The sequence below is a fragment of the Streptomyces sp. NPDC051664 genome, from assembly GCF_044453545.1.
Classification (GTDB): Bacteria; Actinomycetota; Actinomycetes; order Streptomycetales; family Streptomycetaceae; genus Streptomyces.
Map to the genome: position 1 here is coordinate 53703 of NZ_JBITCU010000019.1, position 16190 is coordinate 69892.

The following is a 16190-nucleotide window of genomic DNA, read 5'->3' on the forward strand; positions in this document are numbered from 1 at the left end:
ATGCACTGTCCATGCCCTTGTGGGAGCCGTTCGGACGGCCGCCGGAGCGCTGCTCACCTGAACGGTTCATAAATCTCGCGTCAGCCGGACCAGCGTTTCACGATCGGTCACGGAGAGATGCCCGCGGTCCGGGGGCGGACCCTACACATCCGCCGGGAGAAGCCCCGCTCCGATTCCACTCGACAACCGACGGCCGGCCGACCGATACGGCCACCGCACCGTCTCGAAGGAGAGCGCAACCATGACCACCCTCTCGGAACGGATCTCGCAGTCCGCCTTCGACGGCTCCAGGCTGCGGATCGTTCTGCTGCTCGATCTGCACGACGGAGCCCAGAAGCAATTCCTGGAGGCGTATGAGGACATGCGCAACCAAGTGGCATCCGTCCCCGGACACATCAGCGACCAGCTGTGCCAGTCGATCGAGAACCCCTCCCAATGGCTCATCACCAGCGAATGGGAGAGCGCGCCGCCCTTCCTCGCCTGGGTCAACAGCGAGGAACACGTCAAGACGGTCCAGCCCCTGCACAGCTGCGTACGCGACACCCGCTCGCTGCGCTACAGCATCCTGCGTGAGACCGGCAGCGCGTTCGACGCGTTGCCCGAGTCGGCCAAGGGCGGCCTGCAGGCCTCGCCCCGGCTGGGTGACGGTGTGGTCCGCCACGCGCTCACGTTCACCGTCAGGCCGGGCACCGAGGAGATCGTCGCCAAGATCCTCGCCGACTACGACTCACCGCAGGCCCGGGTCGACGAGCACACCCGGCTGCGCCGGACCTCGCTGTTCATGCACGGCAACCGCGTCGTACGGGCGGTGGAGGTCGAGGGAGACCTCCTCGCGGCGCTGCGTCACGTCTCCCGGCAGCCCGAGGTCAGGGCCGTCGAGGAAGCCATCAACCCGTACCTGGAGCAGGACCGGGACCTCACCGATCCCAACTCCGCCCGGATGTTCTTCACCCGGGCGGCGCTCCCCACGGTCCACCACGTGACGAGGGGCCGGCACAACCCCGCCGAGATCCGTCGGCACGCGCTCTTCTACCAGGCCAAGGAGGGCTGCGGCATGGCGCTCGCCCGGCTCCTCGCCGGCTACGACGAAGAGGCCGCCGACGACACGACGAGCCCGATCGACAGCAGCACCATCTTCCAGCGCGACGACATCGTCGTCCGGCTCCTCGAAGCCGTCGGCCCGCTCGACGCCCAGGCCGCCCAGGCGGTCGGTGTCGACGGACCCGGCAAGGTGGCCAGGCTCGGACGCCTCCTCGACGAGGACGCCAACGCCGTCCCCACGAACGACCGGGAGATCTCCCGCTTCATCACGCATGCCGAGATGACGCTGATCACCGATCGGCGGGCCGCGGAGTCCTGAGCCGCGCGTCAGCACCTGGGGGGTTCTCGCTCAGCCCGTCACCATCACGCGCACTGCGCCAGGAGGAAGGCAGTCATGACCACGCACCGGCCACGCATCGTGGACCTCAGTGAGACCCAGCCCAACCGCAGGCGCGGAGGCGATCTGCGCGCCATGCTCACGCCGACAGCGGTGGGCGCCACCAGCGGCTTCATGGGGCTGGCCATCGTGCAGCCCGGCGACCGCATCGGAGAGCACTACCACCCGTACTCCGAGGAATTCGTGTACGTCGTGAACGGTCTTCTGGAGGTGGACCTGGACGGTGAACCGCATGCCCTGCGGCCCGACCAGGGTCTGCTGATCCCTCCGCACGTACGCCACCGCTTCCGCAACGTGGGCGATGTGGAAGCGCGCATGGTCTTCCATCTCGGCCCGCTCGCCCCGCGTCCGGAGCTCGGCCACGTCGACACCGAGCACACCGAGACAGCGGACCGGGCCGCGCCGCCAGAACGAGCCGAGGCCGCTTCATGACGCGGCGCGTGGCGGTCACCGGGGTCGGCGTCGTCGCCCCGGGCGGAATCGGCGCGCCGGCCTTCTGGGACCTCCTCGCGAACGGGCGCACCGCGACACGGGGCATCACCCTCTTCGATCCGGCCGGGTTCCGCTCCCGGATCGCCGCCGAGTGCGACTTCGACCCGGCGGAGCACGGTCTCGGCGAGGAGGAGATCGCACGCGCGGACCGGTACGTCCAGTTCGCGCTGGTCGCCGCCCGGGAAGCGCTCGGCGACGCGGGTCTCGACCTGGAGAAGGTGGATCCCTGGCGGATCGGCGTCTCGCTCGGTACGGCAGTCGGTGGCACCACCCGACTGGAGCACGACTACGTCGCCGTCAGCGGCAGCGGCGCCCGCTGGGACGTCGACCACCGCCCGGCGGGGCGGCACCTGGAGCGGGCCTTCTCGCCCAGCTCCCTCGCCTCGGCGGTGGCCGAGGAGGTCGGCGCGCACGGCCCGGTGCAGACCGTTTCGACGGGCTGCACCTCCGGTCTCGACGCGATCGGGTACGCCTTCCAGTCCATCGAGGAGGGCCGCGTGGACGTGTGCATCGCCGGCGCGTCCGACTCGCCGATCACCCCCATCACGGTGGCCTGTTTCGACGCGATCAAGGCGACCTCGGCGAACAACAGCGACCCGGAGCACGCCTCCCGGCCGTTCGACGCCCGCCGGGACGGCTTCGTCATGGGCGAGGGCGGAGCCGTGCTCGTCCTGGAGGAGCTGGAACACGCCCGCGCCCGCGGCGCGACCGTGTACTGCGAGATCGCCGGCTACTCCACCTTCGGCAACGCCTACCACATGACCGGGCTGACCCCCGAGGGACTGGAGATGGCCGAGGCCATCAACCAGGCCCTCGGTCACGCCCGTATCGACGGTTCGGAGATCGACTACGTCAACGCGCACGGCTCCGGCACCAAGCAGAACGACCGGCACGAGACGGCCGCGGTGAAACGGGCCCTGGGCGCACACGCCTACGACGTGCCCATGAGCTCCATCAAGTCCATGGTCGGTCACTCACTCGGTGCCATCGGTGCCATCGAGATCGCCGCCTGCGTCCTTGCGCTGGTCAACCAGACAGTGCCGCCGACGGCGAACTACGAGACGCCCGACCCCGAATGCGACCTCGACTACGTGCCGCGTACCGCACGTCCCATGAAGCTGCGCAGCGTGCTGTCGGTCGGCAGCGGCTTCGGGGGTTTCCAGTCCGCGGTGGCCCTCACCAGAACAGGCGGGAGGACACGATGAACGTCCGAGAGGCCCGGCGCACCGTCGTCACGGGCATTGGTGTCGTCGCCCCCAACGGCACGACCACGGAATCGTTCTGGAAGATGACGCTGGAAGGGATAAACGTCCTCGGCCGCGTCACCCGCGAAGGCTGCGAACATCTGCCCCTGCGGGTCGCCGGTGAGGTCCGGGGCTTCGACCCGGTGGCGCTGGTGGAAGAACGTTACCTTGTACAGACCGACCGGTTCACGCACTTCGCGATGGCTGCGGCGGATCTCGCGCTCGACGACGCCCGGCTCGGCCGGGCCGACTACGAGAAGGCCCCGTTCGGCGTGGGGGTGGTGACCGCCGCCGGGTCGGGCGGCGGCGAGTTCGGCCAGCGCGAACTGCAACGGCTGTGGGGTCAGGGGTCCAAGTACGTCGGCCCCTACCAGTCCATCGCCTGGTTCTACGCCGCCAGCACCGGCCAGATCTCCATCCGGGGCGGTTTCAAGGGACCGTGTGCCGTCGTCGCCAGCGACGAGGCGGGCGGCCTGGACGCGCTGGCGCACGCCGCCCGGACCATCCGCCGCGGCGCCGACGCGGTCGTGGTCGGCGCGGCCGAGGCTCCCCTGGCCCCGTACTCGGTCGTCTGCCAGCTCGGGTACGAGGACCTGAGTGTCTGCGACGACCCCGCACGGGCGTACCTCCCCTTCACCGCCGACGCCTGCGGCTTCGTGCCGGCCGAGGGCGGCGCCATGCTCGTGGTCGAGGAAGAGGGAGCGGTGCTGCGCCGCGGGGCCAAGGTCCGGGCCGAACTGGCGGGCCATGCGGCGACGTTCACCGGGGCGTCCCGGTGGGCGGAGTCCAGGGAGGGCCTGTCCCGGGCGATCAGCGGTGCGCTCCGGGAGGCCGACTGCGCGCCGGAGGAGATCGACGTGATCTTCGCGGACGCGCTCGGAGTACCAGCGGCGGACCGCGCCGAGGCGCTGGCCATCGCCGACGCGCTCGGCGCGCACGGCAGGCGCGTACCGGTCACGGCGCCCAAGAGCGGGATCGGCAGGGCCTACTGCGGAGCGCCGGTACTGGACGTGGCTGCCGCAGTGCTGGCCATGGAGGACGGTCTGATACCGCCCACCCCCAATGTGGTCGACGTGTGCCACGACCTCGACGTGGTCACCGGCCGGGCGCGCCCCGCCGAGCTGCGGACGGCGCTCGTGCTGAGCCGCGGCCTCATGGGTTCGAACGCGGCGATTGTGCTGCGGCACCCCACCGACACCCACGCGTGAGAAGGAGAACCCCCTCATGACCAATCCACTGACGTACCAGGAGCTGGCCGCGCTGATGAAGAAGGGCGCGGGAGTCACCGTCGACCCGACCGAGATGGAGAGCCGGCCCGCGTCCGGCTTCGACGAGTTCGGCCTGGACTCGCTCGGCCTCCTCGGCATCGTGGGTGTACTGGAGAACCGGCACGGCCAGGCGCTCCCCGCCGACGCGGACCGCTGCAAGACCCCTCGTGAATTCCTCGACCTGGTCAACAACAACCTCGTGACAGGAGCCTGAAGTGTCCGGACACACCGAGAACGAGATCACCATCGCCGCCCCCCTGGACCTCGTCTGGGACGTGACGAACGACCTCGAGAACTGGCCGCGGCTGTTCAGCGAGTACGCGTCCGTCGAGGTCCTCGAGCGGGACGGCGAGAGCACGAAGTTCCGGCTGACCATGCACCCCGACGAGAACGACAAGGTCTGGAGCTGGGTCTCCGAGCGCACCACCGACCGCGCTGCGCGTACGGTCATCGCCCGCCGCGTCGAGCCCGGTCCCTTCCAGCACATGAACATCCGCTGGGTGTACTCGGAGGCCCCCGGCGGCACGAAGCTGCACTGGGAGCAGGACTTCGCGATGCGGCCCGACGCACCTGTCGACGACGCGTGGATGACCGACAACATCAACCGCAACTCCCGCGTCCAGATGGAACTCATCCGGGACAAGATCGAGCAGCGCGACCGTGAGCGGCGCACCGCCCCGGTCAGCGCCCGCTGACGTTCCGCCCGTCCGCCCCGCCGCCCGGCGGGTACCAGAAAGGCATCCTCTCGATGCACCATGCTCTGATCGTCGCCCGTATGGCGCCGGATTCGGCGCCGGACATCGCCGACCTGTTCGCCGCCTCGGACGGCAGTGAACTGCCGCACCTCGTCGGTGTAGCCCGGCGCAAGCTGTTCCAGTTCGGTGACGTGTACCTGCATCTGATCGAGTCCGACCGCCCCCCCGGCCCGGAGATCGCCAAGGTGCACCAGCACCCGGAGTTCAAGGATCTCAGCGACAAGTTGACCGCCTTCATCAGCCCGTACGACCCGAAGACCTGGCGTGGTCCGAAGGACGCGATGGCGCACGAGTTCTACCGGTGGGAGCGGGACTCCACCGCCTGAGCGGGAATGCGCGATTGCCCCGGGTCCGGCTCGAGAGCCGGACCCGGGGCGATTCCACGGCCCGTAGCTTCCACGGTCCGAGGAGCGAACGGGTCAGGCGGGGACGACGCATTCGAATGCGTGCAGATACGCATTGACCGGACTGATGTCGCCGACGATCAGGCCGGCCTCCGCCATTCGGCTCATCAGACTTTCCCTGGTGTGCTTCGCTCCGCCGACATTGAGGAGCAGCAGCAGGTCCATGGCCGTGGTGAACCGCATCGACGGCGTGTCGTCGACCAGGTTCTCGATGATCACGACCCGGGCACCCGGGCGGGCGGCCGTCATCACGTTCCGCAGCGTCCTGCGGGTGCTCTCGTCGTCCCATTCCAGGATGTTCTTGATGATGTAAAGGTCGGCCTGGACGGGGATCTCCTCGCGGCAGTCCCCGGCGACGATGCGGGTCCGTCCGGCGAGCGGACCGCCGTCCCGAAGCCGGGCGTCGGCCCGCGCCACCACGCCCGGCAGATCCATCAGCGTGCCGCGGACGGACGGGTGCTTCTCCAGCAGGCTGGCGAGCACGTGTCCCTGACCGCCGCCGATATCGGCGACCTCGGACACCTCGGCGAGGTCGAGGAGTTCGGCGACTTCCAGCGCGGACTGCATGCTGGAGGTGGTCATGGCCCGGTTGAAAACCTGGGCCGACTCGTGTGCGTCCTGGTGCAGGTAGTCGAAGAACCCCTTTCCGAACACCTCGGGGAAGACGCTCCTGCCGGTGCGCACCGCGTCGTCCAGGCGGGGCCAGACTTCCCAGGTCCAGGGCTCGGTGCACCACAGGGAGATGTACCGCAGGCTGTTCGGATCGTCCTCGCGCAACAGCCGGGACATGTCGGTGTGGACGAATTTGCCGTCCTCGGTCTCGGCGAAGATCCCGTAGCAGGACAGGGCGCGCAGCAGACGCTTCAGCGGCATCGGCTCGGCGCGCAGCTCCGCCGCCAGCTCCTCCGCGCCGGCGGGACTCTCTCCGAGCGCGTCGGCGACGCCCAGCCGGGCCGCCGCACGCACGGCGGCGGCGCAGGCCGCGCCGAAGACGATCTCACGCAGTCGCATCCCCGGATGCGGGGTGAGGGGGGTGGTGGTGATGGGGGTGGTGCTCACGGTGGTCATACCGTCTCGCTTCTCCTCGTGCGGGGGGACATGGGTCAGCACATTCCGGTCGGTGCGGACGTCGCGCATACGTTGCGGGCGAAGCTGTTGCGCTGTGCGGTTTCCTGGTTGGTCAGGTCCGCGGGCCGGTTGCCCATCGCCCGGTTGTCGCTGATGGTGTTGCCGGTGTTGTGAGCGCCCACGAAGCTCTTGAACAGCACGATCCCGCCGGAGAGCGGTGTGGCGCCCACGTTGTTCTCGACGGTGTTCGAGCGCACATCGGTGTCCACGGTGCCGGTGAGGATGATCCCGGAACCCTGGATCGCGGGCAGTCGCTCGGTCTTGACGCAGTACTTGTTGTTCTTGGTGACCCGGTTGTCGTGGATGGACATCGCCCCGGCCTGCGGCTTGCCCTCGTCGCCCACGACGAAGACGCCGCTGCAGTTGCCGGTGAGGGTGTTGTTGTGGATCGAGAGGTTGCGGACCCGGCGGGCGGTGAGGCCGATCCGGTTGTCCGTCAGCGTGTTGCCCTGGACCTTGGTGCCACGGGTGTCGGTTGCGCCACCCTCCTCGTCCACGGTGTTCGCGACGAAGATGCCGGCGTCGCCGTTGGAGCGGGCGGTGTTGTCCCGGATGTCGGAGCGGGTGGACCGCTCCTGGGCGATGCCCCAGATGCCGTTGGACCGGGACGTCACCTGCCGGACCGACAGCCCGTCGGTCCAGGAGGCCCAGACTCCGTTCTTCTTGAATCCGGAGACGGTCAGCGAGCGGATGCGCACACCGTCGACGGGATGTTTTGACGTGCCCTGGACGCAGATGCCGTTTCCGGCCTTCGCGCAGGCGTTGACTGCCTTGGTCCCGGTCCCGGTCGCGCGTGGCATGAGCACGGTCCCGGCCGTGGCACCCCGCAGGGTCAGGTTCGCCTTCTTGATCAGGACACTCTCGTGATACGTACCGGCCCGGACGTCGATGGTGTCACCCGGCCGGGCGGCATCCACCGCGGCCTGGATCGACTGGCCCGGACGCACCACGCGCACGACTGGGGAATCCACGGAACGGGAGGCAGCCGCGGTGCAGGCCGGCACAGCGGCGCCCACGGCGCTGGCCGCCACGGCGAGGCACAAGAGTTTGGTGTGACGTTTCTCCATGAGCCGAAACTATGGGCGAACACCCCTCGATGCCACGCAGGGTGAGCGGTTGGACACATCACGTGCCCGAATGGCTTACGTCGGAACAGCCGCCGCGCGCAAGTGGTGGACGCGCGGCGGCGCACTCGGGTGAGATTGCACGGCTCGGTGCCGGTCCTCGCACCCGGGACGGGCCCGGGATCAAGGAAAGGCGTTCAGGCCTGCGGTCCGCGGCCGGGCGCGACGATCGAGCGGGCCCACCGGTAGTCGGCCTTGCCGCTGGGTGAGCGCTGGATCCGCGGGGCGATCACCAGCTGCCGGGGGATCTTGTATCCGGCGAGACGGGTCCGGCAGTGCGCCTGGACCTCGTCGAGCGAGGGTTCGGCCGCTCCCTCCCGCAGTTGCACCACCGCCGCGACGTGGTTTCCCCACCGTTCGTCGGGCACCCCGGCGACCAGCGCGTCGTACACGTCCGGATGGGACTTGAGCGCCTGTTCGACCTCCTCCGGGTACACCTTCTCGCCCCCGGTGTTGATGCACTGCGAGCCGCGGCCGAGGACCGTGACGATGCCGTCCGCGTCGACGGTGGCCATGTCGCCGAGCAGTACCCATCGCTCCCCGCCCCTGCGGAAGAACGTCTCCGCGGTCTTGCGCGGGTCGTTGTAGTAGCCGAGCGGTACGTGGCCCCGCTGGGCGATCCGTCCCGGCTCGCCCGGCGCCACCGGTTCGTACGTCGCCGGGTCGACGACCGCCGTACGGGAGTTGACCTGGATGCGGAACCCGTTCTCCGGCCCCGAGTCGGCCGTTGCGGTGCCGTTGAAGCCGGACTCCGACGATCCGAAGTTGTTGAGCAGCATCACTGTGGGCACCAGCGACTGGAACTCCGCGCGCACCGAGTCGGACATGATCGCGCCCGAACTGGAGACGGAGAACAGTGACGAGCAGTCGGTGCCCTTCAGCGGCCCCCTCAGCGCGTCGATCAGTGGTCGCAGCATCGCGTCACCGACCAGGGACACACTGGTGACCTTCTCCTTCTCAACCGTACGGAGCACCTCCGCGGGCACGAACTTGCGGTGGACGACGACCCGCTGACCGAAGTTGAACCCGATGAACGCGGTCAGTGTCGAAGTTCCGTGCATCAGTGGGGGAGTGGGGAAGAAGGTGATGCCGTCGCCTCCCGCGGCGACCCGCTCGGCCAGCTCCTGTGGGGTTTTCACCGGGTCACCGGTCGGCGCGCCGCCGCCGAGACCGGAGAAGAAGAGGTCCTCCTGGCGCCACATCACGCCCTTGGGCAAGCCCGTGGTGCCACCGGTGTAGATGATGAACTGGTCGTCGGCCGATCGGGGCGCGAAACCGCGCCCGGGATCCCCGGCCGCCTCGGCGTCGGCGAACGCCACGGCATCCGGACCCGGGGCGCCCGCCGCCGGCGCACCGACCCGTACGAGATGACGGAGCTTGCGTGCTCTCGGTGCGGCGGCCGCGACCCGCTCGTCGAACTCGGCGTCGAAGACCAGGGCCGCCAGATCCGCGTCCCGGTAGAGGTAGACCAACTCGTCTTCCACATACCGGTAGTTGACGTTGACCGGAACGATGCGCGCCTTGAGGCAGGCCAGTACGGTCTGGAGGTACTCGATGCCGTTGTAGAGATGGAGCCCGAGGTGCTCGCCGGGGGTCAGACCCGCGTCGATCAGATGATGGGCGATCCGGTTGGCGGCGCCGTCCAGCTCCGCATAGGTGAGCCGCCGCTCGGCACCCGTACCGGGATGGTCGAGATACACGAGCGCCTCGCGATCCGGGACCGCGTCGACGACCGACTCGAACAGGTCGGCAAGGTTGTACTCCACCGTTCCTCCTGACCCCGGATGCTGAGTGGTCCGGCGGTCATTAGAGCGCCGACCGGCACAACTGGGAAGAGGCGCCGCCGAAGAAATCTGACTGCCTGTCAGAAAACTATTGAACTGGGCCCCCACCTACTGCAACCTGTTCTAGATCTGGAGACGGGAGGCAGGCAATGGGTGGTACGGAACACCTCACCGTGCAGCGCGAAGGCGCCACACTGGTGCTCACCTTGAACAGGCCGGAGGCGAAGAACGCGCTCTCGCTGCCGATGCTGGTCGGGCTGTACGACGGCTGGCTGGCCGCGGATGAGGACGACGGAATACGCTCCGTCGTCCTCACCGGCGCAGGAGGCTCCTTCTGCGCCGGCATGGACCTCAAGGCCCTCGCGGGCAAGGGCATGGAGGGCGAGCAGTACCGGGACCGGATGACGGCCGACCCCGACCTGCACTGGAAGGCGATGCTGCGCCACCACCGCCCCCGCAAGCCGGTCATCGCCGCCGTCGAGGGGTTCTGCGTGGCGGGCGGAACCGAGATCCTGCAGGGCACCGATATCCGTATCGCCGGTGCGAGCGCCACCTTCGGGCTCTTCGAGGTCAAGCGGGGACTGTTCCCCATCGGCGGCTCGACGGTACGGCTGCCGCGCCAGATCGCCCGCACCCACGCCCTCGAGATGCTCCTCACCGGACGCCCGTACAGCGCCGACGAAGCAGCCCGCATCGGGCTGATCGGCAGAGTCGTCCCCGACGGCACCGCACTGGAACAGGCCCTCGACGTCGCCGAGCGGATCAATGCCTGCGGCCCGCTCGCCGTCGAGGCAGTCAAGGCCTCCGTGTACGAGACCGCCGAGATGACCGAGACCGATGGGCTCGCCGCCGAGCTGAAGCGCGGCTGGCCGGTATTCGCGACCGCCGACGCCAAGGAAGGCGCCCGCGCCTTCGCCGAGAAGCGCCCGCCCGTCTTCCGGCGCGCCTGAGTCAAGGAGACAACCGTGCCCGACGTCCTCAGCGCACCACTGGTGGTCGAGTTCCCCTTCACCCGCTCCCTCGGCCCGGTCCAGAGCGCCTTCCTGACCGGGCTGCGCGAACGGACCGTGCTCGGCGTGCGGACCGGCGACGGAAGGGTCCTGGTCCCGCCCGTCGAGTACGACCCCGTCACCGCCGAGGAGCTGCGCGAACTGACCGAGGTCGCCACCACTGGCACCGTCACCACCTGGGCCTGGAACCCGGCCCCGCGCCGCGACCAGCCCCTGGCCACCCCGTTCGCCTGGGTGCTGGTCAGGCTGGACGGGGCCGACACCGCCCTGCTCCATGTCCTCGACGCACCGGGACCCGAAGCCGTGACCACCGGCATGCGGGTCCGGATCCGCTGGGCCCCGCAGCGCACCGGTGCCATCACGGACATCGCCTGCTTCGAACCGTACGAGAGTGAGGTGACGGCCGAAAGCGCCCTGCACAGCGGCGAGTTCGCCGACCCCGTCACCGGCATCGTGACCCCGGCCCGTCTCGACTACACGTACACCCCCGGCCGCGCCCAGAGCGCGTACCTCAACGCCCTCTCCGAGCAGCGCACCGTCGGCGAGCGCTGCCCGTCCTGTCGCAAGGTGTACGTCCCGCCCCGCGGCGCCTGCCCCACCTGCGGCGTACCCACCGCGGAACAGGTCGAGGTCGGCCCGCGCGGCACCGTCACCACGTACTGCATCGTCAACATCAAGGCGAAGAACCTCGACATCGAGGTCCCGTATGTCTACGCCCACATCGCCCTCGACGGCGCCGACCTCGCCCTGCACGGGCGGATCGGCGGCATCCCGTACGACCAGGTACGGATGGGGTTGCGGGTCGAGCCCGTCTGGACCGAGGGCGCCCGCCACCCCGACCACTACCGGCCCACCGGAGAGCCGGACGCCGACTACGACGCGTACAAGGAGCTGCTGTAGATGCGAGACGTAGCGATCGTCGCCTTCGCACAGACGGACCATCGGCGGCGCACCGACGAACTCTCCGAGGTCGAAATGCTGATGCCGGTCCTGCATCAGGTCCTCGACGCGACCGGCCTCAGGGCGCGCGACATCGGCTTCACCTGTTCGGGATCCAGCGACTATCTCGCCGGCCGCGCCTTCTCCTTCACCATGGCCCTCGACGGCGTCGGCGCGCAGCCACCGATCTCCGAGTCCCATGTGGAGATGGACGGCGCCTGGGCGCTGTACGAGGCATGGGTGAAACTCCTGACCGGCGAAGCCGACACCGCCCTCGTCTACGCCTACGGGAAGTCCTCGCCCGGTGAGGTGCGCGACGTCCTCACCCGCCAGCTCGATCCGTACTACGTCGGCCCGCTCTGGCCCGACTCCGTCGCGCTCGCAGCACTCCAGGCCCAGGCGCTGATCGACGCGGGCGAAACCGACGAGGCCGCCCTCGCCTCGATCGCCGCCCGCAACCGCACCGCCGCCGCGGACAACCCGCACGCACAGCTCGCGGGCTCCGTCCCGGCCGGCGACTACGTCGTCGGGCCGTTGCGCACCGGTGACTGCCCGCCGGTCAGCGACGGCGCCGCAGCCGTGATCCTCGCCGCCGGTGACACCGCGCGCGCTCTGTGCCCCCGCCCGGCCTGGATCCGCGGCATCGACCACCGCATCGAGGCCCACAGCCTCGGAGTGCGGGAGCTGACCGAATCGCCGTCGGCCCGGCTCGCCGCCGAACGGGCCGGGGCCTTCGAACGGCCCGTCGACACCGCGGAGTTGCATGCCCCGTTCACCTCCCAGGAGGTCGTGCTCCGCAGGGCGCTCGGGCTCGACGACAGTGTCCACGTCAACCCGTCCGGCGGTGCGCTCGCCGCCAACCCCGTCATGGCCGCCGGGCTGATCCGGCTCGGCGAGGCCGCGGCCCGTATCCACCGCGGCGAGTCCGACCGGGCGCTGGCCCACGCCACATCAGGACCCTGTCTGCAGCAGAATCTGGTCGCCGTCCTCGAAGGGGAGACCACTCATGTCTAAGGAGCCTGTGGCCGTCGTCGGCATCGGCCAGACCAAGCATGTCTCCGCCCGCCGGGACGTCTCCCTCGCCGGGCTCGTCCGTGAAGCCGCCGTCAGTGCGCTGCAGGACGCCGCACTGACCTGGGCGGACATCGACGCCGTCGTCATCGGCAAGGCACCCGACTTCTTCGAGGGCCTCATGATGCCGGAGCTCTATCTCGCCGACGCCCTCGGCGCGGTCGGCAAACCGATGCTCCGCGTGCACACAGCGGGCTCGGTCGGTGGTTCCACCGCGCTCGTCGCCGCCAATCTCGTCGCCGCGCGGGTGCACCGCACCGTGCTCACCCTGGCCTTCGAGAAGCAGTCCGAGTCCAACGCCATGTGGGGACTGTCGCTGCCCATCCCGTTCCAGCAGCCGCTGCTCGCGGGCGCGGGCGGCTTCTTCGCCCCGCACGTGCGTGCGTACATGCGCCGCACCGGGGCGCCCGACACGGTCGGCTCCCTCGTCGCCTACAAGGACCGGCGCAACGCGCTCAAGAACCCGTACGCACACATCCACGACCCGGACATCACCCTGGAGAAGGTGCAGGCCGCACCGATGCTCTGGGACCCGATCCGCTACTCCGAGACCTGCCCGTCATCGGACGGCGCGTGCGCGATGATCCTCACCGACCGGACAGGCGCCGACCGTTCGCCGCATCCGCCCGCCTGGGTGCACGGCGGCGCGATGCGCAGTGAACCCACCCTGTTCGCCGGCAAGGACTTCGTCTCACCGCAGGCGGGCAAGGACTGCGCGGCAGACGTGTACCGGCAGGCCGGGATCACCGACCCGCGACGGGAGATCGACGCCGTCGAGATGTACGTCCCGTTCTCCTGGTACGAGCCGATGTGGCTGGAGAATCTCGGCTTCGCAGCCGAGGGGGAGGGCTGGAAGCTCACCGAGTCCGGGGTCACCGAACTCGACGGCGACCTGCCGGTGAATCCCTCGGGCGGTGTGCTCTCCACCAACCCCATCGGCGCGTCCGGCATGATCCGCTTCGCCGAAGCGGCCCTGCAGGTACGCGGACAGGCAGGCGAACACCAGGTGCCGGGCGCCCGTAAGGCGCTCGGCCACGCGTACGGCGGCGGGGCGCAGTTCTTCTCCATGTGGCTGGTCGGAGCCGAACCTCCCCGCACCTGAGCCGAGCGCCGTCCCGGGCCGGCCGAGCAAGCCTTGGCCGCGGCCTGTCCGGGACCGCTCGCGGTGGCTAGGCTTTGGCCGGGACGACTAGCGGGAGGAGCCGACGTGGCGGAGAGCACCACCACCCAGCAGCCCTTTGCCGGCTGGGACAAGCCGGACCTCGACCTCAGCAAGGCCGACTGGCAGTCGGGCACACAGGGGGCCGGGGATGTCCAGATCGCCTTCGTCGAGGGATTCATCGCGATGCGCAACGCCGGTAAGCCCGGCAGCCCTTCGCTGATTTTCACCCCGGCCGAATGGCGGGCCTTCGTGGTGAACGCCCGCGGCGGCGAGTTCGACCTCACCTGACGGCGCGGCACGCGCGGAGCGGACTCAGGGCCACAGCAGTTCGCCCTCCCAACCGGCGTCCGTGGCACGGTAGTTGGACCGGGCGTGGTTGCGCTGTTTGTCGCCCTGCCAGAACTCCACGGTCTGCGGCCGCACCGAGTGCAGCGTCCATCCCGGCGGTGCGAGATCCGGCTCCCGCTCCACCCGGGCGAGCGACCGACGTACTGCCGCGTCACGCACCGCGAGATCCGTCAGCGGGCTGCTCTGCCGACCGAGCAGCGCCTCTGCCCCGGCCCCCGGTCCACGGGCCAGGAAGTCCGCGGCTCCGCTCGGCGCTGTCGGCGACGACGGGCCCGCGCACCCGCACCTGGCGGGCCGGCTGCGGCCAGTAGCAGGTGAGGGCTGCGAACCGGCGGTCCGCCAGGTTACGGCCTTTGACGCTGCCCGCGTCCGAGGCGAACTGCCAGCCCTGCGCGGACACGTTCTTGAGGATCAGCGTGCGGGCGGTCGGATTCCCGTCGGCACCCGGGCCGACTCCGCGGCGGCCGATGTCCGGGCGGTCGATACCTGGGAGGCCGACGAGGGGGCCTCGCTGCCGTACGGTCCCTGCGTGCCGCCGTCCGGACTCTCTTCGCGCACGCCGTACGCCCCGACGAACGGAGTCCCGCCGACGCCCGGAACCTGATGCCCGTGCCGAGGCACTCGACCGGCTCAATGCCGCGGCCGCAGCTGTCCCGACCGTCCCTCGTCCTGACTGGCCGGACGAGGGCGCCCCCCTCGTCTCCCACCACCCGACCGGTGCAGCGCAGGGACGCCCTGCCCGCCGCCCTGGCCCGCGCCGTGATCGGCTTCCTCGCCGGACCGGACCGCGCCGCGCTGCGTGCCTGTCACGCCCCACGGTGCGTGCGCTACTTCATCAAGGCGTACTCCCGCCAGGAGTCGTGCAAGCCCTCCTGCGGCAACCGAGCCCGGGTGGCCCGCCACCATGAGCGGCACCGCTCGTCGCACCCGTAGCCGGGTGAACCGCCGTAGCGTGGTGATCATGACTGGCGAACGCGACCTGCGAACCCTGCTGAGCGGCATGAGGCCGGAGCTGAACGCCGGCCGGTACGTCTTCACCACGGTGCCCGACGGTGCTGCAGCCGCCGGTGTCGCTCCCGTGGTGACGGTCACCGAGCGCGAGGGTCTGACCTTGGTGCTCCCGGAGGAGGAAGCCGTCGCCGCAGGGCTGACGTACGACTATGTGGCGGCCTGGATCACCCTGCGCGTCCACTCCGCGCTGGACGCCGTGGGGCTCACCGCCGCCGTGGCGCTCGCTCTCACCGACGCGGGGGTGAGCTGCAATGTGGTGGCCGGCTACCACCACGACCACCTGTTCGTCCCGCACGGACGCGGCACCGAGGCGGTGGGCGTCCTGGAGGCGCTGGCCGAGGAGTCGGGCCATGATGCGCCGGACAAGCCTTGGCCCGCCGGTCGGCCGTCCGACGTGCGCGGGCCCGGCTCCGCAACGTGAGCCGGGACACGTAACATGTCTGCATGTCCTTCCTCCGCCGCCGTAGCGCCGCCACACCCGCGGGCCCGGATTTCGACGTCCTGGCCATGGACCCGGGGGACTGGCCCGGAAACCTCGGCGCCGGTCTGCTGCCCGCACCCGACGGGAGCTGTCAGGGTGTCTTCCTGCGGTACGACCTGTTCGGCGGCCGCGGTCCCGCGATGATCATCGGCAACCTCCCGGAGGGTTCGCCCGCCCGCGAGACCGAGGAGGGCCAGGTCCCGTTCGAGGTCGCCCAGCTGCTGCTCGCGTTGGAGAACGACGAGCCGGTCGAGGTCACCGGCACCGACGACATGCCGGTGATGCAGGGTGACAACTTGCTGATCGTCCGCCGGGTGAAGCTGTCCGAGACCCGGATCTCCTGCGTCCAGTTCGACCGCAGCGACGGGGTGCTCGTCACCATCGCCAGCTGGGACCGGCCCATCACCGACGATCTGTACACCCTGCTGAAGCCACTGCCCGCCGAGCTGTTCCAGCAGGGCTGAAACGTCCCTGCCGCGGCCGTCCGCACCGATCCGGACGGCCGCGGGGCACTTTTGTCCAACCCTGAGC

At 70.0% G+C, this 16190-nt stretch carries 19 protein-coding genes and 1 pseudogene; 15 read left to right on the forward strand and 5 right to left on the reverse strand.

Features of this window, described 5'->3' with window-relative positions; genetic code table 11:
* Positions 1 to 241 precede the first annotated feature (241 nt).
* From ACIA8E_RS28545 to ACIA8E_RS28575, 7 genes are all read left to right on the forward strand, one after another.
* Positions 242 to 1360, forward strand: coding sequence for a SchA/CurD-like domain-containing protein (locus ACIA8E_RS28545; protein WP_399302170.1), 1119 nt, complete (start codon positions 242 to 244; stop codon positions 1358 to 1360).
* Between the two features lie 75 nt (positions 1361 to 1435).
* Positions 1436 to 1870 carry a cupin domain-containing protein gene (locus ACIA8E_RS28550; protein WP_030928998.1) on the forward strand — a complete coding sequence of 145 codons (435 nt, stop codon included), beginning with the start codon at positions 1436 to 1438 and terminating at the stop codon, positions 1868 to 1870.
* The gene (locus tag ACIA8E_RS28555) at positions 1867 to 3135 is read left to right on the forward strand and encodes a beta-ketoacyl-[acyl-carrier-protein] synthase family protein (RefSeq protein WP_399302171.1); all 1269 of its coding nucleotides are present in this window, start codon (positions 1867 to 1869) and stop codon (positions 3133 to 3135) included. Before ACIA8E_RS28550 ends, ACIA8E_RS28555 begins: the two co-directional genes overlap by 4 nt.
* Positions 3132 to 4382: a ketosynthase chain-length factor gene (locus tag ACIA8E_RS28560; RefSeq protein ID WP_399302172.1), complete on the forward strand. Its 1251-nt coding sequence runs from the start codon at positions 3132 to 3134 to the stop codon at positions 4380 to 4382. The genes ACIA8E_RS28555 and ACIA8E_RS28560 overlap by 4 nt, the downstream gene beginning before the upstream one ends.
* 16 nt (positions 4383 to 4398) lie before the next feature.
* Entirely contained in the window at positions 4399 to 4656 is a 258-nt protein-coding gene (locus tag ACIA8E_RS28565) for an acyl carrier protein (RefSeq protein ID WP_030975370.1), read from the forward strand.
* Position 4657: 1 nt separating this feature from the next.
* Complete coding sequence (locus ACIA8E_RS28570; RefSeq protein WP_399302173.1) at positions 4658 to 5137, forward strand: SRPBCC family protein; 480 nt, start codon at positions 4658 to 4660, stop codon at positions 5135 to 5137.
* 53 nt (positions 5138 to 5190) lie between these two features.
* The gene (locus ACIA8E_RS28575; RefSeq protein ID WP_399302174.1) at positions 5191 to 5523 is read left to right on the forward strand and encodes a TcmI family type II polyketide cyclase; all 333 of its coding nucleotides are present in this window, start codon (positions 5191 to 5193) and stop codon (positions 5521 to 5523) included.
* Between the two features lie 93 nt (positions 5524 to 5616).
* Here the strand turns inward: ACIA8E_RS28575 and ACIA8E_RS28580 are convergent, their stop codons facing one another.
* The 3 genes from ACIA8E_RS28580 to ACIA8E_RS28590 form a co-directional block, all read right to left on the reverse strand.
* Positions 5617 to 6669, reverse strand: a complete 1053-nt coding sequence (locus ACIA8E_RS28580) for a methyltransferase (RefSeq protein WP_399302175.1) — start codon at positions 6667 to 6669, stop codon at positions 5617 to 5619.
* A 35-nt stretch (positions 6670 to 6704) separates the two neighbouring features.
* Positions 6705 to 7796, reverse strand: coding sequence for a nitrous oxide reductase family maturation protein NosD (locus ACIA8E_RS28585; RefSeq protein ID WP_399302176.1), 1092 nt, complete (start codon positions 7794 to 7796; stop codon positions 6705 to 6707).
* Positions 7797 to 7990: 194 nt separating this feature from the next.
* Entirely contained in the window at positions 7991 to 9619 is a 1629-nt protein-coding gene (locus ACIA8E_RS28590) for an acyl-CoA synthetase (RefSeq protein ID WP_399302177.1), read from the reverse strand.
* 167 nt (positions 9620 to 9786) lie between these two features.
* On the opposite strand from ACIA8E_RS28590, the gene ACIA8E_RS28595 reads away from it, so the two are divergent.
* The 5 genes from ACIA8E_RS28595 (at position 9787) to ACIA8E_RS28615 (ending at position 14107) form a co-directional block, all read left to right on the forward strand.
* Entirely contained in the window at positions 9787 to 10587 is an 801-nt protein-coding gene (locus ACIA8E_RS28595) for a crotonase/enoyl-CoA hydratase family protein (protein ID WP_399302178.1), read from the forward strand.
* Between the two features lie 15 nt (positions 10588 to 10602).
* The gene (locus tag ACIA8E_RS28600) at positions 10603 to 11547 is read left to right on the forward strand and encodes a Zn-ribbon domain-containing OB-fold protein (protein WP_399302179.1); all 945 of its coding nucleotides are present in this window, start codon (positions 10603 to 10605) and stop codon (positions 11545 to 11547) included.
* Entirely contained in the window at positions 11548 to 12600 is a 1053-nt protein-coding gene (locus tag ACIA8E_RS28605; protein WP_399302180.1) for a thiolase domain-containing protein, read from the forward strand.
* Positions 12593 to 13759 (forward strand): thiolase domain-containing protein, encoded by a 1167-nt coding sequence (locus tag ACIA8E_RS28610; RefSeq protein ID WP_399302181.1) that lies wholly within the window; start codon positions 12593 to 12595, stop codon positions 13757 to 13759. The genes ACIA8E_RS28605 and ACIA8E_RS28610 overlap by 8 nt, the downstream gene beginning before the upstream one ends.
* Before the next feature lie 105 nt (positions 13760 to 13864).
* Positions 13865 to 14107 (forward strand): DUF397 domain-containing protein, encoded by a 243-nt coding sequence (locus ACIA8E_RS28615; RefSeq protein WP_399302182.1) that lies wholly within the window; start codon positions 13865 to 13867, stop codon positions 14105 to 14107.
* A gap of 24 nt (positions 14108 to 14131) precedes the next feature.
* On the opposite strand, the gene ACIA8E_RS28620 is transcribed toward ACIA8E_RS28615, so the two are convergent.
* Complete coding sequence (locus tag ACIA8E_RS28620) at positions 14132 to 14326, reverse strand: pyridoxine 5'-phosphate oxidase C-terminal domain-containing protein (RefSeq protein WP_399302183.1); 195 nt, start codon at positions 14324 to 14326, stop codon at positions 14132 to 14134.
* Entirely contained in the window at positions 14319 to 14567 is a 249-nt protein-coding gene (locus tag ACIA8E_RS28625; RefSeq protein WP_399302184.1) for a pyridoxamine 5'-phosphate oxidase family protein, read from the reverse strand. The genes ACIA8E_RS28620 and ACIA8E_RS28625 overlap by 8 nt, the downstream gene beginning before the upstream one ends.
* 86 nt (positions 14568 to 14653) lie before the next feature.
* Here ACIA8E_RS28625 and ACIA8E_RS28630 point away from each other — a divergent pair, with 86 nt between their 5' ends.
* The 3 genes and pseudogenes from ACIA8E_RS28630 (at position 14654) to ACIA8E_RS28640 (ending at position 16123) form a co-directional block, all read left to right on the forward strand.
* A complete protein-coding gene (locus tag ACIA8E_RS28630) occupies positions 14654 to 15100 on the forward strand; it encodes a CGNR zinc finger domain-containing protein (protein ID WP_399302227.1) in 447 nt (148 codons plus the stop codon).
* 28 nt (positions 15101 to 15128) lie between these two features.
* Positions 15129 to 15524, forward strand: a pseudogene (locus tag ACIA8E_RS28635) (ACT domain-containing protein); the annotation flags it as partial.
* Between the two features lie 98 nt (positions 15525 to 15622).
* Positions 15623 to 16123 carry a hypothetical protein gene (locus tag ACIA8E_RS28640; protein WP_030928952.1) on the forward strand — a complete coding sequence of 167 codons (501 nt, stop codon included), beginning with the start codon at positions 15623 to 15625 and terminating at the stop codon, positions 16121 to 16123.
* The last annotated feature ends 67 nt before the right edge of the window (positions 16124 to 16190 follow it).

Excerpts from the sequence above, each read along its gene's own strand:
- ACIA8E_RS28545 (WP_399302170.1), top strand. The coding sequence starts at position 242 with ATGACCACCCTCTCGGAACGGATCTCGCAGTCCGCCTTCGACGGCTCC.
- ACIA8E_RS28550 (WP_030928998.1), top strand. The coding sequence starts at position 1,436 with ATGACCACGCACCGGCCACGCATCGTGGACCTCAGTGAGACCCAGCCC.
- ACIA8E_RS28555 (WP_399302171.1), top strand. The coding sequence starts at position 1,867 with ATGACGCGGCGCGTGGCGGTCACCGGGGTCGGCGTCGTCGCCCCGGGC.
- ACIA8E_RS28560 (WP_399302172.1), top strand. The coding sequence starts at position 3,132 with ATGAACGTCCGAGAGGCCCGGCGCACCGTCGTCACGGGCATTGGTGTC.
- ACIA8E_RS28565 (WP_030975370.1), top strand. The coding sequence starts at position 4,399 with ATGACCAATCCACTGACGTACCAGGAGCTGGCCGCGCTGATGAAGAAG.
- ACIA8E_RS28575 (WP_399302174.1), top strand. The coding sequence starts at position 5,191 with ATGCACCATGCTCTGATCGTCGCCCGTATGGCGCCGGATTCGGCGCCG.
- ACIA8E_RS28580 (WP_399302175.1), bottom strand. The coding sequence starts at position 6,669 with ATGACCACCGTGAGCACCACCCCCATCACCACCACCCCCCTCACCCCG.
- ACIA8E_RS28585 (WP_399302176.1), bottom strand. The coding sequence starts at position 7,796 with ATGGAGAAACGTCACACCAAACTCTTGTGCCTCGCCGTGGCGGCCAGC.
- ACIA8E_RS28595 (WP_399302178.1), top strand. The coding sequence starts at position 9,787 with ATGGGTGGTACGGAACACCTCACCGTGCAGCGCGAAGGCGCCACACTG.
- ACIA8E_RS28605 (WP_399302180.1), top strand. The coding sequence starts at position 11,548 with ATGCGAGACGTAGCGATCGTCGCCTTCGCACAGACGGACCATCGGCGG.
- ACIA8E_RS28610 (WP_399302181.1), top strand. The coding sequence starts at position 12,593 with ATGTCTAAGGAGCCTGTGGCCGTCGTCGGCATCGGCCAGACCAAGCAT.
- ACIA8E_RS28640 (WP_030928952.1), top strand. The coding sequence starts at position 15,623 with ATGTCCTTCCTCCGCCGCCGTAGCGCCGCCACACCCGCGGGCCCGGAT.